General features: G+C 39.4%; 9 protein-coding genes. 6 read left to right on the plus strand and 3 right to left on the minus strand.

Translation table 11 applies throughout. The annotated features are described in order from the left end of the window. Positions 1 to 203: 203 nt before the first annotated feature. Both C9J12_RS10280 and C9J12_RS10285 read right to left on the minus strand, forming a co-directional pair. Positions 204 to 2,468, minus strand: coding sequence for a patatin-like phospholipase family protein (locus C9J12_RS10280; RefSeq protein ID WP_107242626.1), 2,265 nt, complete (start codon positions 2,466 to 2,468; stop codon positions 204 to 206). 347 nt (positions 2,469 to 2,815) lie between these two features. Further along, on the minus strand, positions 2,816 to 4,822 hold the full coding sequence (locus tag C9J12_RS10285) for a replication initiator protein RctB domain-containing protein (RefSeq protein ID WP_107242627.1): 2,007 nt from the start codon (positions 4,820 to 4,822) through the stop codon (positions 2,816 to 2,818). A 1,315-nt stretch (positions 4,823 to 6,137) separates the two neighbouring features. Here C9J12_RS10285 and C9J12_RS10290 point away from each other — a divergent pair. From C9J12_RS10290 to C9J12_RS10315, 6 genes are all read left to right on the plus strand, one after another. Then, the gene (locus tag C9J12_RS10290) at positions 6,138 to 7,352 is read left to right on the plus strand and encodes an AAA family ATPase (protein WP_107242628.1); all 1,215 of its coding nucleotides are present in this window, start codon (positions 6,138 to 6,140) and stop codon (positions 7,350 to 7,352) included. A gap of 8 nt (positions 7,353 to 7,360) precedes the next feature. Further along, the gene (locus C9J12_RS10295; RefSeq protein ID WP_107242629.1) at positions 7,361 to 8,335 is read left to right on the plus strand and encodes a ParB/RepB/Spo0J family partition protein; all 975 of its coding nucleotides are present in this window, start codon (positions 7,361 to 7,363) and stop codon (positions 8,333 to 8,335) included. A 141-nt stretch (positions 8,336 to 8,476) separates the two neighbouring features. Next, positions 8,477 to 10,609 carry a tRNA(Met) cytidine acetyltransferase TmcA gene (locus C9J12_RS10300; protein ID WP_107242713.1) on the plus strand — a complete coding sequence of 711 codons (2,133 nt, stop codon included), beginning with the start codon at positions 8,477 to 8,479 and terminating at the stop codon, positions 10,607 to 10,609. Positions 10,610 to 10,621: 12 nt separating this feature from the next. After that, complete coding sequence (locus C9J12_RS10305) at positions 10,622 to 11,362, plus strand: phosphatase (protein WP_107242630.1); 741 nt, start codon at positions 10,622 to 10,624, stop codon at positions 11,360 to 11,362. A 260-nt stretch (positions 11,363 to 11,622) separates the two neighbouring features. After that, a complete protein-coding gene (locus C9J12_RS10310; RefSeq protein ID WP_107242631.1) occupies positions 11,623 to 12,018 on the plus strand; it encodes a hypothetical protein in 396 nt (131 codons plus the stop codon). 408 nt (positions 12,019 to 12,426) lie between these two features. After that, positions 12,427 to 14,088 (plus strand): DUF342 domain-containing protein, encoded by a 1,662-nt coding sequence (locus C9J12_RS10315; RefSeq protein ID WP_107242632.1) that lies wholly within the window; start codon positions 12,427 to 12,429, stop codon positions 14,086 to 14,088. Between the two features lie 65 nt (positions 14,089 to 14,153). Here C9J12_RS10315 and C9J12_RS10320 read toward each other — a convergent pair whose 3' ends face one another. Continuing rightward, positions 14,154 to 16,136 (minus strand): bifunctional diguanylate cyclase/phosphodiesterase, encoded by a 1,983-nt coding sequence (locus C9J12_RS10320; protein WP_227876323.1) that lies wholly within the window; start codon positions 16,134 to 16,136, stop codon positions 14,154 to 14,156. Between the last annotated feature and the right edge of the window lie 228 nt (positions 16,137 to 16,364).

Below are 16,364 nucleotides of genomic sequence, written 5' to 3' on the forward strand. Positions count from 1 at the left end.
CATATACATGGCTCGCAAAAACTCATAATTTACATTTCAACAGAAATGAACATTAAATATCTACCATCCATGACAGACCATTCAACATCCCGCAGCTCTTATTGAAAGGGACAAAGGTTATATCACTAACCAGTTTGCCCTTTCTCTAACATAAAATGTCAGCCTAATGTCAAAATATTCATGTTGTTAATCAATCGCTTTCATTATTTGAAGGAGCCCCCCAAAGAGAAATAGACCGAACTCTCTTTTCCATCCGCTAGACCATAGCCTAAGTAAACAGGCCCTATCGGAGAATCAATCCCGATATAGAGACTGCCTGCAGTAATCGCACTATTCCAACTAATGTCTGACTTATCATTCCACACACCACCTTGCTCTAATGATCCGCCAAGATAAATCGGGGTAGAGAAGATGCCAAAGTCATTATCGATCCAACGGTAACGATAAATAAGCGCACCAAAAGCACGGTAACGGCCATTTAATTCGTAGCGATGATACCCTGATAGATTGAACAACCCGCCAAGATCTTGTACGTATATCGGCAGTAATTCATTCGAATCTGAGCCACCCGTTTTCACTAGCGCTGATACTGTATGCCTATCGTACGAGAAAGGTTTCATCAGATTAATATCGTAATAAAATGTCTTATCATCTGTGTCGTTACTACCGACTTGACTGCTGGTTTGACTATGTCCGAATCGAGCATCAACCAGTAAACCTGCTGATGGGAAGTAATAACTATCAAGCGTATCGTGAGTCGCAGCAATATAAGGGCCATACGCACTGTATTTTTCTTTTGTACCATCATTGTCGATTAATGTGACATCACCACGCTGCCCTTGATAACCCACTTTAATAGCACTCCATGGGCGTATATTCCAGCCAATCTCGGCAAACGTATTCACATCTTCATATTTAGTCTCGAAATTAAACAGCCCAGGTTCCAGCGTGGCAAATGAGTCGTTCCCTGCGGTAAATTTACGTATTTCGTTATTCCACCCCAGACCAAAAGCGGTGAAGTACTCTTGTTTGTCGTCAATAGGAAAATAAAACTCAGTATTTATTTTTTTCCAGCTTCCTATTTCCCATTCCAGTTTCCACTCACCACCACGATCGGTTAAATCGGTATAAATATACTGTGCACCAAACGAAAAATCAGAACGATTGGTAAAATCATCTTCAAATGAAAATTTAAAATTAAGGTAACCAGGCCCCCACGATTTTTCTGTCACATCGAGATTCAAAATATTTTCATCATCTTTTTGATCAATAAAATACGTGATTCGCGAAAAGTTATCTTGCGCATGCAAACGCTCTACCGCTTTCTCAAGTTCTTCGGTCGAAATAACCCGTTCAACAGGAAGATCCAATAATGCCAACAATGCCTGATCCGACAACAAAGTATGATTATCCAACACAATGTTATCGATATAATAAGCAGGTCGACTTGATAAACGGCTACGACGATCTTGTTTCGCTTTGATATAAGCCATGTAATCTTCTTCAGACAACTGATATGCCAGCAATTGCGGTAAAGAAGCTCGCGCAATATTTTTACCCGCTACGTAGGCCAATTCCATCTTATCAAAATCAGGTGCGGTCATGAACGCCACATCTGGCTGTAAATACACATCACCTTCTTGCATTAAACTGATTTGATGATCTGTATTTGAATTTGTCATGAAAGTGGTTAGCTGAGAAATAATATTTAACGCACTATTGAGATCACTTTCAGGTAATAGAGGGTCGCGTAAATCAACGGCAATAATAACATCGGCACCAAGGCTTTTAGCCACGTCCACGGGCATGTTGTTCACCACCCCGCCATCAACTAATTGTTTGTTTTGCCAAATAACAGGCTTTAACGCACCAGGTACGGTCATGGACGCTTGCATGGTCGTCGCAAGATGCCCAGAATCAAGTACAACAGATTGAACTTTAGCAATATCCGTCGCAACACTACGATAAGGAATAGCCAAGTCATCAAAGCTTTTTAACGTCGGTAGGTTGTGAGTTAATGAACGGAGCAACACTGCCATACCCTGCCCTTGAAATGCTCCCGGCTTGGATTTAAACTCGCCCTCAAGGGAAATACCGAGATCAGTATGCAGTTGGTAATCATCATTTTGTTGTTTACGACGCAGTACTAAATCATTGCGCCCTACTCGCTCTTTATATCCCCCCTCCCAATCTGCTGCAAAAGTACGATTTTTAACTTCTGTTGCATCTAACCCCATGGCATACATGCCGCCAACATACGCGCCCATGCTAGTACCAGTCACAATATCGACTGGAATCCGATTAGCCTCAAGCACTTCGATCACCCCAATATGTGCAGCACCTTTCGCGCCACCACCACTGAGCACTAACCCTATTTTTTTCCTATCATGCTTGGATTCAACATCAGTGGTCACTTGGGCAAATGCCATTTGATTAAACACCACAAGGCAAAAAACACTTCCTAGCATTCGATATTGCTTAAACAAAATACGTCCTTATACATCGGTAAAAGTGCAATACCATTCTAGATAAGTAAATGGTCAAATAATTTTAACTAGCAAGGATGATCAGAGACTTGTCTAGATTGGTATCACTATTCCACTACTAATTTACGGGGATTCAGCTAAAAGTAAACGCTAAAAAATACGTGTTTAGCGATTGTATGATTAAAAGATAAAGGCTAATCAATAAAAATGGGAGGCATCTTAGCGATGCCTCCCATTGGTATATTTACACGTTTTTTTTTGCTGAATGACTTTAAAGCGAATTGCTCAAATTATTTACAGTGTAAATAGGCTTAATGACAAATAACTTATTATGAATAAACGCCACGAGCAACATCATCTAATGCTGCCAATACTTGTTCATTGACATGTCCTTCATGCACTAGCTTACAAACCTTACGGCGTACTGCAAGGCCGGAAATGAGACGCTCAATGGATAAGTGTCGTTCACCTTCTTGATTATTGTATAACTCAACCGTCTTACTCAGTGTTTCATAGCTAACAACTTCAGTACCCACATATAACCACTCAAGCTTCTGTAAGAATGCCTGACACTCTTCTGTGACAGTTGTCGCTGAGTGACCAGTCATTGCAGATAACGCCGTTATACTGCGTTGTAGCGCCTCTGATGACGTATATTTGGATAAAACTATTGTTAATTCATCGGCATTAATTTCAACTAAGTGTTTTCTTAGTTTCACTCGACGCCCTAAACGGCCTTTCGGTCTGCCTTCTTTTCGTTGAATAGGTTCAAATTCACCATCAATGATCTCGGATAACTGATCAAGCTGCTTTTTAGGCATGATCTCGTTACGAAGTGGGTTTGGCATCGTTGGTGCCATGTTCCGCTTCCCTTCATTGGTGGTTTTAGCACGAGAATAACGGATCACTTCAGCAGCATCACACTTAATATCGATCTGATAATCACAATAACGTTTAGTAATATCTTCTGGTTTGATGGTTAAGTGATAACCAAACAAATTGACCGCAAAGACATCAGCCGTCACTGTACCTTCAGCGAGTTTGCGTAGTTCACGAATTAAATCAGACGAGAAACGGCGCCATTCAATATTACGTGCCAGCTTCTGATTTAACTCACTAAGCATCATTGAATCATTGGCACGGCGTGACATACGACTACGGAAGAATGTGTACAGCTGAAAGACTAAAGTATGCTGGCGTAAGATTTCAGGTGGAAACAAGAAGAAATAATCACGCGTTAACAACTCATCGAAAAATGACGGTTCCCACACCAAAATATAAAGATTTGGCTTAATACGGATCTCGCCATCATCGCCTTCTTGTGGTGCTTCTTCTGATGCTGTGATTGTTCGTGCAATAAAACGGAAACGATCACTTTTAAAGCCTTCTGGCATGTTGTCACTTAACCAACGGCCAGTGAGTTCATGCAGTTGAAAGTCTGTAAATTCAATACGATCAATACTTTCACGAATCGAATCACGGGCTGGACCACTGTCTTTTTTACCACGAAGGGCAAGAATATCGGTAATATAGACTGGCGTTTTATTGCCCAAGGTGCGAGATTGGATCTCATAATCAGATAAGTGATGATCATGATATTGAACCGTTAGCGTAAATAACGCGAATAACGTCATCAGATCATCAACGGTCATGATCGACTTTGAAGATCGTGTTTCAATGATTGCTTTGGTACCACTGATCGCAACCATCGACTTTTGATAGCTTTTTTTAGTACGCGGTGGGGCTAACGCTTGATCAATGATCCCAGCCCAGCTGGTGGGTGAAACAACGATTTGATCCGCCTCATCAGGCATTGATGGTGGAGTGCCTAACCCATATTCACTTAACAAACGTCGATTAACATGATTTTGCGCTAATGCTTTTGAGCGCTTTTGTTTATCTTTTTCTTTACTTTGTTCTGATAACAAACTGCCAGTGCCAAGCTGAGATATCAGTAAAGCTGGATTAATGAAATGATGAAGCATGGTTTTACCAGCAAGGCCTTGTTCAAATCGAACAGGTTCTTGATTAAATAAACCAACATTTACAGCAGCTCTGAGCCTTTGTTGAATGGCAGCACGTGTTAGTTGACCTTCTGTTGCTTCTACAAGTTCAGTTGTTGAAACCAATCCGTCTTTCGTCGATAGGCCTCGTAATGAGATCAAGTTTAATAATTCAATGATGCTTTTGGTCACACCTTTGAAATGTTGATACTGCGGTAACCAATCAACCAAAGCCGACGGAATTGAAAATAAATGTCCATCTTTGTGAGATCGAGGATCGAGGATCAGAATTTTCTCAATTACTTTTTTATTGTTATTTGGAGCCGGTTTCATTTGTCATTAGCCGTAGAAGCATCATCTTTCCGAAAGAATAATCTAAAAAGATCCAGAAAGAAAGTTCTTTTTATTTAAAGATTTAAATACTGATCTTTATGTTTAAAGTGATCTATATGATTAACTGATCTAATGATCAGGCTGGAGAAATACGTGTAACCCTTTGATTGTAAGGAGTTAAAAAAAGAGTCATTTCGGAAGTATGATCATGAATCGTACGGAACAGTGATCAACAAAGCATTGAAAGCATGATCATTAAAGTGCTGGAAGTATGATCATTATAAGCATGAAACCATGATCACTAACGATTCGTAACGATGATCAAGATATGTTTACAGTTTATCCCCAAAGTTACCCACAGGCTTTAGGCTAATTTAAACTTTATTGATGAAAACCCCCGTTTTTTGGCGCAGAAAGATGATCATGGAAACGCTTTTCAACCTACTTTTATCACTCGTAGTGCCTTTTCAATGGTTTTAGCGCTCTATTATGCTTAAATTGAAATGACACCTACCGTAAGATGTTACTGATTTTATATGTGTCCGCTTATGGATTAATGATCAAGTGCTATTGTTTGTGTTTGAATTTCGATTTATTGATATTTTAACGCAATTATCTTGCTTTGTTAGCGCCTGTATTGATTATAAACCCTAGTTGTAACCTACGTTCACCGTAAATTATCACCTGATATACATGCTTCCGGCTGGATCCCAAGTTTGATAGCTATTGTTTATCGCCCTTGATCATACTTCCGATCTTATTCGTATCATAGTTATTGAATTTACATTGTATATTTCATCTTCTCGCTCTTGATCATTGTTTCGATATAGTGCGGTTTAAACCAGAACGATGATCAAGTAATTGCCAATTCAATCGTATGTCTTCTTAAAAGGTCTGCACACTGACTTCGTCCCCTACCCTCTTTATTTCGTCGATTTAGAACCAAGTTTAACTAAGTTGTATGTTTTTATCTGATTTCATGTTGAAAATGAGCCTGAAATAATTGAAATTACACTAGCCGTAGTTTAGGCGCTATTTATCACGCTTCCGCTAGCAAGTTTTATATTCTCTCTTTCTTCTTCAAGAATGATTTACAATGTAAAGAGGTGACACCGTAACAGTTTTAATGTTTGATGTTTGATGTGTGATTATCAGTAAACATCAAACAATTATTTATTATAAAATTTAGCTTTATTGCATTAACGGAGTTTTTTACTTGAGATTAACATCACATCTATATGTTCAGCTTTTTATTGTTCTTGTTTTACTTTGCTGTACAATGGGTTGCAGTCAACAGTAATGGCGAATAATAAAAATGAATAGGGAAAAGACGATACAGAATTTGCTCAATATTGCTGAGCAAACAAAACAGGTTCAAGCTGATCGAATTGAGATCGTATTAGAAGAACGCCGTGATGAACACTTCCCTCCAATGTCAAAAGCATTGATGGAAACGCGTTCTGGATTAACGCGCAGAAAGCTTGACGATGCAATTTCTCGTATGGAAGCAACGGGGCATCAATTTACAAAGAACAATGCCAATCATTATTCAATCACGTTAGATGAAGCGCATAAGTTAATGACGGCTGCTAAAAAGCCTGCTTTTCATGAACGTGAAGGTGCGGGAAGAAAGCCTTGGGTTGTTAACGTCCAAAACCAAAAAGGCGGTACCGGTAAATCAATGACTGCCGTTCATATTGCGGCTTGTTTGGCGCTTGATCTTGATAAGCGTTACCGTATCTGTTTAATTGACCTCGATCCACAGGGGTCATTGCGTCTATTTTTGAACCCATTAATCAGTGTTGGCAAGCAAGATACCATCTATTCTGCCGTCGATGTAATGCTTGGAAATGTGCCGGAAGGTCAAGAAATGGATAGGGATTTCTTGATGGATAATGTGGTATTACCTACCCAATATCCTAACTTAAAGACGATTGCAGCCTTCCCAGAAGATGCGATGTTTAATGCGGATGCATGGCAAGATCTGGCGGTAAATCAAGACTTAGATATCGTTCGTTTGCTAAAAGAGCGCATGCTCGATCCTATTGCTGATGAATTCGATATCATCATGATTGATACTGGCCCACACATTGATCCACTTGTTTGGAATGCGATGTATGCATCAAATGCACTGATTATTCCATGTGCAGCTAAACGTCTTGATTGGGCTTCAACTGTTAACTTTTTCCAGCATTTACCGACTGTTTATGAAATGTTTCCGGAAGAATGGCATGGCCTTGAGTTTATTCGACTTATGCCAACAATGTTTGAAGATGACAATAAAAAGCAAGTATCGGTATTAACCGAGATGAATTACCTGCTTCAAGAGCAAGTAATGATGGCGACAGTTCCTCGAAGCCGTGCTTTTGAAACATGTGCTGATACATATAGTACTGTTTTTGATCTAACAGCTGCTGAGTTTGAAGGGGGTAAGAAAACTCTTTCAACAGCACAAGATGCAATTCAGCGTGTTGGTTTGGAATTAGAGCGAGTGATGCATAGTCACTGGGCAAATTTAAACCAGGAGTAACATAACAGATGGCGATTAAAACCAAAGATCTTAATGCTCGTCTGTTTGGTAAAGCGGATAAACGCCGTGCAACCAATGTGACAGAAGCACAAACAGCTGCAAAAGATAAAGCCGCTGTGATTGAACTTGCGATTGCAGGTGAAGAAACGGTTGCTTTTGAGCTGATTAAAATTAATGCCGCAGAAGTAAAAACGAAAACACAGGTTTTTTCACAAAATGCACGTGAGCAAGCGTTTTTAACTGAGCATGCACTAGCCGATATTCTTACTACATTAAAAGATCGTGGTCAGCAGTATCCTGCTGTTGGTCGCTGGCTTGAAGATGGACAAATTGAAGTACTCGACGGTAGCCGTCGTCGTATGTCATGTATTTTAGCTGAAAAAGACTTTCTGATTTATGTCGCAAAAGGCATTAATACAGAACATGCTAAATTTCTATCTGATGTCGCAAATGCACATAAACCTTTGTCATTATTTGAACGCGGCAAAGAAATGCAGGTGCTGCTTGATAATGGCAAAGTCTCTGATCAAAAAGAGCTCGCTAAATATTGTCAGTGTAGTGAAGCATTGGTAAGTGGTGCATTAAAAGCGGCAAGTTTGCCAATGGAATTGTTACTGGCATATCCAAGTGTTGGTGAATTAGGTCGACCGACCATCGTTAAACTACACCGTATTTACTTTGGCCTTGCAGGGCAACAGCAGCAGCAGCTAATCGAACAATTAACGTCTGCTGACAGTGCGATGTGGAAACGAATTGATGCGCAGGGCATCACTCGAATTACGCGAGAAGTCACGATTCAACTTGAACAAATGGGGGACTCACTACAGCCCAAGCCTTTAGTTGAAAAGGCAAAAGCCCAAGAATTGGTTAAAGGAAAAGTGACCTTTACTCGTGATGGTGACAAGCTTCAACTTAAACTAAAAAAAATGAGTGATCGCCAAGTCGAAGATATTTTGGCTTATTTAAATGATTATTTAAAATAAGCTATTTTGATTTTTATTTAAAGCCACGTCAGTCGACGTGGCTTTTTTTATACCTGATATTTAACTAGATTAGATAGCGGTCTAGCTTGGGTATATCATCGGGTGCTATGATCAATAGGTTGTTGTTTTATGAGTATGACCATGTCTAATTTATTGCCTTTTTCATCACAATTAATAGCTCAAGCAAAGAACGCTAATTGCCGTCATTTAGTGGTATTAGCGGGTGACCTTGTGTGGGGAGCTGAATCTGCTAATTCCTTTACTTCAGGTTACCCAAGCTATTTTTGGGTGGGGGAGAATGCGCCTGAAAACGCTGACTCATTATCGATTAAAAAAGCAAAAAAGCTCTTAGGGCAAGAAACGCATTGTTTAGTCTTTAATGCGCACAACGGCTTTGACGCTGATGCATTTGGCGCACTTTCTGGCACTGTTATTGGGGGGGGCTTATTACTGTTATTAGTACCGAGTTGCTGGTTTGATGATACGCAAACACAATTGCCTTTTATTCAGCGCTTAGTTCGGTTGTTATCTCAACCTGAAGTTTTGCTTATTCAGCAGTCAGAGACTTGCCTTCCAGAACTTCCTGCTTCTTATTTTTCTAGAAATGATTATCAAGATTTACGCTTCAGTTGTTTAACTCAAGAGCAAACATTGGCGGTTGAAGCGATTAAAAAAGTGGTGACTGGACATAGAAAACGTCCTCTTGTTTTAACTGCTGATCGAGGCCGAGGGAAATCGTCTGCGTTAGGTATCGCTGCTGCAAGTTTAATGACAGAACGTAGAATTCGTATTGGGGTGACATCGCCAAGTTTTGCGAATGTGAATACTTTATTTACCAGAGCCGCAGATGCATTAGGTATCGATTATCATCAACAAAAGAGCCTATCGTTTGAATCTGGCAACATGGTTTTTTTCGCCCCTGATACATTACTGACAGCACTTCCCGACATAGATTTCCTGATTGTTGATGAAGCCGCCGCCATTCCAGCACCTTTACTTTCACAGATGTTGACGCATTATAATCGCGTGGCTTTTGCAAGTACGATTCATGGTTATGAAGGAACAGGGCGAGGTTTTGCAATTAAGTTCCGTCAACAACTTGATCTGCAAACACCACAATGGCGTCAGTTATCGATCACTCAGCCTATTCGTTGGGCGATTAACGACCCCCTAGAAAATTGGGTATTTAGTGCTTTATTACTCGATACTGATGTTATGCCAAGGCATCGCTTATCTACAAAAGCGAGTTCAGAAATTACGTATCGCACGGTGCCAACGAAAGAACTCATTGTTGATGAAGCTTTGTTATCTTCGTTGTTTGGGCTTTTAATTAATGCGCATTATCAAACGTCTCCTAATGATATTAGCCAACTGCTTGATGATGCCAATATACAGTTATTAGTGGCAGAGTTGAAGAATGACGTGGGTGATAGTGAACAGGCAGCAAGCATTGTTGGTTGTTGTTTAGTTTCTCTTGAAGGCGGTTTCGATATTGAATTAGCCCAGCAAGTTATGCTAGGCAAGCGGAGAGTAAAGGGACATTTATTAGCGCAATCAATTGCGGCTCATATAGGAATTCCTCAAGGGGCTACTCAGTATTGTGCACGTATACTTCGTATTGCTGTGCATCCTTTTTTACAACAACAAGGCATTGGTTCATCATTATTAGGCTTTACTCAAAAATGGGCTGGTCAACAACAGTTAGATTATATCGGAACCAGTTTTGCTGCTGCCCCTGAGTTGGTGTCTTTTTGGCGTAAAGCTGGTTTCTTACCTATTCGTTTAGGTGTCACCAAAGATGCTTCTAGCGGTACCCATTCTTTATTAGCTGTTCAACCAATATCTGACGCGGCGAAATCTTGGCAGCAATGTGCTGTTTCACTGTTTGCTGCAAACTTCTTAAGTCAACGAGTAGAGCAATTTAACAACCTTGAGAGTGAATTATTCATTTCTCTTTTTCAATACTCTTCTGCGCAGTTAGATATTGCGAAGTATATGCCGTTGCCATCATTGTTTCGTGACCTTCAATTAAGTTGTTATTGTCGAGGAGGGTTAGGGTATGATTTGGCTATCGCGAGTATTGAATCTTGGTTATCTGAATGGGTCACTTCAGACGATTTTATTCATGATCCTACTGCGGCTTTAGCTGTGGTTAAAGTGCTTCAGAAACAGAGTTGGAATACGGTTGTTGCGCAGTTTTCATTACCAAGCCGAAAACATGCAGAGCATGCTTTACGTTCTTATATTACCCAGCATTATCAATCTTCATTGTAGGAAAAGGACATTATGCAGTTTCTTGTTGATACACATACGCACACAATTTCTAGCGGCCATGCATATAGTACGGTATTGGAAAATGCCGCGGCAGCCTCGCAAAGAGGGTTGGAAATGTTCTGCGTGACAGATCATGCCCCGACGATGCCTGGAGCTCCGCATTTTTGGCATTTCGCAAACCAACGGGTTATCCCTCGTCTTCTTCATGGGGTTGCTGTTCTACGTGGCGTTGAAGCGAATATTTTAAACATTGAGGGAGAGATTGATTTAGATGAGCGCATTATCAATCAATTAGATTGGGTTATGGCGAGCTTTCATGAACCCGTGTTTAGGTACACCAATAAATCAGATCATACCCAAGCATTGTTAAACGTTATTCGATCTGGGCGTGTTGATGCGATTGGGCATCCTGGGAATCCCAATTACGATTTTGACTTTGAATCTGTTTTTAAAGAAGCGGCTAAGCACAACGTTGTGATGGAAGTAAATAATTCATCATTAAGTGGTTCACGTGTTGGTAGCGAAATCCGCTGTGAAGACATAGCAATGTATATAAAAGAAATTGGTGGTCGTATTACAACGGGATCTGATGCTCACTTCGCTGCTGATGTGGGTAACTTTGAAAGTGTTGAACCATTATTGAAAAAAGTTAACTTCCCAATCGAGAGTATTATAACTCGTCATCCTCGATCTTTTCTGAACTTCCTTGAAGAGAGAGGTAAAAGTACGATTTCAGAGTTGGCTCACCTCTAACGTGTTTCTATTTACAGTGTAAATTTTTATTCTATAAAATCTATTTACACTGTAAATCCTCCTCTCTTATTTTTAATACAACCAAATGTATTAACTGCAAAAAATTACTTTGTCGTCAATTTATAGTCTACAGTTAAGATCTTGAGGGTTGTTTTGACTAGCATTATGTCTTGCGAGAAACAGAACCTTTTTTAAATCATGTTTCATGCTTACAAGGGATTTCGAGATACAAAAGGAATCATTGTATTTAGGAGAGAGTCATGAGTTTAGTCAAAATTCAAAGTAAAGCGCTTAAGCAGCTATCGGACCCTATTCATTCGATAACTAGAGCAAACATTTCTTATACATTAAGCAATGGTGGTGTGGCTGCACGTTTATATAAACATGTGATGTTCACTGATTCACATGTATATGATGTGGGGCTTAAAGTATCGATTGTTCGTCTATGCCGTAATAGTATGATAATAGCTACTGACCGTGAATTAGATGTATTGGGATCTTACGAGCTGAGTTTGCAAGGCATTCATCAAATGAACGGTTATATTACAATGCAAGAAATGGCTAGTGATAGTGCTGATTCTTATACATATGAATTCCATCAAAATGACAGATTAACAGATCAAGAACTGAGTTTGCTGATTGCAGATCTAATCTAATTAAGCGGCTATATTGTTTGCTAACACGCCCTGAATAGTCAGGGTAATAAAATTCCTTCTTTACCTCTGCTTTATATGCATATGCCAATTCATTTAATGGTATTTTTAATTCGTTTATTTGTACCTAACACTACGATATACAAAGCATTACAAATGCTTCCTCTGTGGATCATGGGAATTATTAATGTTTATATTCTATATTTTTAGCTTCCCTACAGAACAGTGGTTTGAGTTATGACGATAGAGAGCCTTCAATGATATTCTCCATTGTCTCTCATCCCGAATTGTGACTCGTCTACTCCTGTTATACTGATTGTTAGGTTAATATGTAATAGTTGAAGTTTGACTGAATATCACGATTTATGGCTTTTAAACGAATGGATATAATTTAGAGTGAAGGATCCCGCTATGTCACAACAGCCTCTCCAGCTGTCTCAGCAAGGTCATACTGTCTCTTTACGTGTAGAGCCGTTGGATGATGCTGAAATGGAGGTGTCGAGAGGGGATGTATACGCTGCACTTTCAAATATTAATGCGAATCAATTTTTTATCTTTGAAAATGCTATTGATTCTGCACTTGAAGTTCTCAACAGTGACTCTGCATCGAATATTTCAGTTGAACCTAAAACCATTATTATTGCAGAAAAACGCTCTGCGACGCTAATTGTAAAAACATCGCCAGACCTAATGACAGCTTCAATGACTATAGTTGGTGCTTACGGTGGCAATCGGATGACTGCGAAAGAGCTACTTTCGGCACTGAAAGATAATCATATTATTAAAGGTATTCGCAAAGTTCAGCTGCAAGAGTTACTAACAAAAGGGCAATCACTTGTCTCTGGAGAGAAGCTGACTTTGACCGTTGCCTTTGGTAAACCAGCAGAAAATGGGACCGATAGCCAATTTAAGCCCTTAGTTGAAGATATCAGTCAGCGTGTATTACGACCGCAGCATAAGGCTGATGGTACCGTCGATATGCTTAACCTTGGTGAAATGGTAACGGTTACAATAAGCCAAGCAATTATGCGGCGTATGCCAGCAACGCCTGGTGTGGTCGGTTTTAATGTTATTGGTAATGATCTTGATTGTGTTGCTGGGCAAGAAGTGCCGTTTACGGTAGGTGACGGTACCGCTATTAGTGATAATAATGAAAATTTATTAGTCGCAACTAAATCAGGTATCCCTTTAATTACAAAGAATGGGATGCAAGTTGATGATGCCTTAATTGTTAAAGGTGTGAATGCCACAACTGGACACATTAATTTTGATGGTAGTGTTGTTGTACAGGGTGATGTTACGTCTGGGATGAAAGTGACAGCGACGGGTAATATTTCAGTGAGTGGCTTTGTTGAACTTGCTGAATTAAATGCTGGCGGTGATGTCGTCGTTATTAATGGTGTTATTGGGAAGCCGCAGCATAGTAATGATGGGCATCTAGCCTGTTATATTAAAGCAAAGGGTAAGGTAACCAGCAAATTTGCCCAATATGTTGATATTGATGCTGGAAGCAATGTGGAATTATCTCTCCATGCGCTACATTGTCATATCCGTTCTCAAGGCGAAGTCATTGTACTCGATCAGTTCAAACGCCATGGAACATTGAGTGGTGGGATTATCGAGGCGGCTTACAGTGTTAAAGCACTTAATATTGGTGCCTTGGCTGGTACACCGACAGAAATCTCAGCCTTTAGTAAATGCTATGATTTGCGTAACCAGTTAAATGATACTTTTAAGTTGCTTGAAGACGAACAAATTCAAAAGAATAAAATTCGTGAGGTCGAACTTAAATTGCTGCAGATACCGAGTACCAAAAGGCCAAGTGAACTTGTAACGAAGGTGATGGAGACGAAGGAGAAGCACGTAAATAAAATGTCCTCGTTAAAAGAACATTACCGAAGCCTTCAAAGCGAATATGAAGAGGTGCGTGGTGCTGTGTCTATTGCTGCGCTTAACCACTTCTTTTCTGGTGTAAGTTGCCGTTTAGAAAGATTAACAATGAATGTTAACGAAGAACACGGCCCCTGTAGTATTAAGTACTCAGCTAATAAACTAGAAATTATCCCTCTTTAATTGCCTAGTTTACACTGTAAATTCGCTTTTGATTATTTTGCTTTACACTGTAAATTGAAGTCTACTTATAGCACCTTAATACTATTAGGGGCTGTTGAACTACCAATCATATTTTTTTCAACCAATACTCCATTTCTTTTTTCGATAATATAGCCTTGAAATCCGTTAACAAATAATTCGGAAAGCCTTTCTAGCTGTGTTTCTGTCTCAACCCTTGTTGCGATTGTTTTGATATTTAATCGGTGAGCTGTTCGTGAAATAGAGGCTAACAAATCCGACTTAGTTTGATCATTTAATTGATGCGTATAAGCAAAATCGATTTTGACGTAATTAGGGCGGAATTCATTAAGGTAATCTAGTGATTTGAAATGACGTCCGTAGTTATCGACGCCAAACCCAAACCCATTAAACTGAATGGCTGAGCACAATAAACCGGTTGCATCGGGTTGTCTAATAAAACTGGATTCTGGTATTTCGAAATATAATCGCCCAGCAAGTGCTTTGTTATTTTGAAGTAGGCTGCCTAGCCATCTGATGAAGGTTGGATCACTTATACTGCTATAAGTCAGGTTTACAGCGAGGGGACCTAGCTTTCTGTTGTGATTTAATTTTTTAATAATATCTTGTATAACGTGTCGATCAAATAAGCTTCCAATCCCAAGATCTTCAAGTGCACCCAAAAACTGTCCTGCGCTAAATTCTTCTTTTCCCTTTTTTATCGATGTTAACACTTCAAAATGGTAAATATCTGCTTCTTTAAATATGACGGGCTGAAAATGAAATGCAAAGTAATTATTGGCAATGGATTCTAACAAGAGAGATTTCCATTGCTGTTTCCCCAGTGCTGTTTCAGTTTGAGATCCTTTAACTAACACCGCTGGCTGCTGAGGATCCTGTGCTGCTTTTGATAATGCATTGTCGAGCTGAGTGAGCAAAGTTCCTGCTGTGGTGGGTATATCGTTTAGTAGCAATCCAACACGGGTAGATTGCTCGTCTTGAATAGATGAATCAAGTTGTACCTTTTCGACAACACTTAATATTGTTTCACCCATTAATTTTAATTTTTCGACGGTAATGTTAGGCACTAAAATAGCAAATTCATCAATGGATAAACGAGCAAGAATTAAGTCTGAATAAATGATGGATTCATTAAGTTTAGATGCGATTTGTTTAACGAGGCTGTCGCCAGATTCATAACCGAAGTTGTGATAATTATCATCAATAAGGGTCGTCTTTATTATTGCCAGCCCGCCGTTATGTGATTTTTTAAGCCAAGAATTTAATTCGTTAATAAAAAAAGTACGATTCCCAAGCCCTGAAACTTCGTCACGGTACGCGCGCTCTCGTAATTTGACGGCTTCGTGAGCTTGCTCTTTGAAGTTAACTTCTAGATGGGCGTGCATCTGATTCATCATTTTGACAATTGTTCGTAAATCTTGCTGCGGTGGTAATGAGATTGACTGGTAAGGTAGTCGAGCAGAATATGCCGTGATTTTTTTTAATGCGCGCAAACCATAAGTAAGTAAAGGTATGGTCAAGAAAAGGCTAATGAAAAAAAGCACGAATGCTATGAATCCACTGTGTAATGTCTTTGACCACAGTTGCTGGTATGAATATGCTGAGTTGGTGGTAATCGTTAGTGTTACGAAAGGGTCTATTCGCTGCTTAGATACCGTTAATGAGTTAATCGGAAAGATGAATTTAAACCACGCTGGCATGCTAGCACGAGTGTTGTTTTGATTGTTATTCGTTAAATTTTTATCAAAAGAATTTGAATTTACTTGGAAACTCGCGCTACTGATCATAGGTTGATCTAGGAGGCTATTTAAGACTGACTCAATGAGTTGTGTTTTTTCTTTTTGGGGAATATCACGGTTTATTATTGATGTTAATACTGTGATATTTGACGATAGTATTTGTTCTATATAGTTTTCTTGTTGGTTCTTTAATACTGTAGTATTTGAGAAACACAGAACCATAAATAAAATTAAGCACACCGTAAAGCTACAAGCGATTGCACCTAAAGTAAGTTGTTTGTATAAAGTCATGCTATTTCAACCATCGTGATTAAGATTATTTTTAGCTGGCCGAATCTTGAAACGCCAATACGCCCTAGTATTGAATCGTTTTTCTCATACTAAAATTGAGATTAAATGATTGAATTGAAGGTAGTACGAGATAGATAAATATAATTTAGCAAATCTACTTCCAATCATTCACACAGTTTTTTCTAATGACGTCATTTTCGATATATGAGTCGAATACAAAATGTAAGA

The sequence above is a fragment of the Photobacterium frigidiphilum genome (genome assembly GCF_003025615.1).
Classification (GTDB): Bacteria; Pseudomonadota; Gammaproteobacteria; order Enterobacterales; family Vibrionaceae; genus Photobacterium; species Photobacterium frigidiphilum.

What these genes read in the sequence shown, in the direction of transcription:
- C9J12_RS10280 (WP_107242626.1), bottom strand. Translation starts at nt 2,468, where the DNA reads ATGCTAGGAAGTGTTTTTTGCCTTGTGGTGTTTAATCAAATGGCATTT.
- C9J12_RS10285 (WP_107242627.1), bottom strand. Translation starts at nt 4,822, where the DNA reads ATGAAACCGGCTCCAAATAACAATAAAAAAGTAATTGAGAAAATTCTG.
- C9J12_RS10290 (WP_107242628.1), top strand. Translation starts at nt 6,138, where the DNA reads ATGAATAGGGAAAAGACGATACAGAATTTGCTCAATATTGCTGAGCAA.
- C9J12_RS10295 (WP_107242629.1), top strand. Translation starts at nt 7,361, where the DNA reads ATGGCGATTAAAACCAAAGATCTTAATGCTCGTCTGTTTGGTAAAGCG.
- C9J12_RS10300 (WP_107242713.1), top strand. Translation starts at nt 8,477, where the DNA reads ATGTCTAATTTATTGCCTTTTTCATCACAATTAATAGCTCAAGCAAAG.
- C9J12_RS10305 (WP_107242630.1), top strand. Translation starts at nt 10,622, where the DNA reads ATGCAGTTTCTTGTTGATACACATACGCACACAATTTCTAGCGGCCAT.
- C9J12_RS10310 (WP_107242631.1), top strand. Translation starts at nt 11,623, where the DNA reads ATGAGTTTAGTCAAAATTCAAAGTAAAGCGCTTAAGCAGCTATCGGAC.
- C9J12_RS10315 (WP_107242632.1), top strand. Translation starts at nt 12,427, where the DNA reads ATGTCACAACAGCCTCTCCAGCTGTCTCAGCAAGGTCATACTGTCTCT.
- C9J12_RS10320 (WP_227876323.1), bottom strand. Translation starts at nt 16,136, where the DNA reads ATGACTTTATACAAACAACTTACTTTAGGTGCAATCGCTTGTAGCTTT.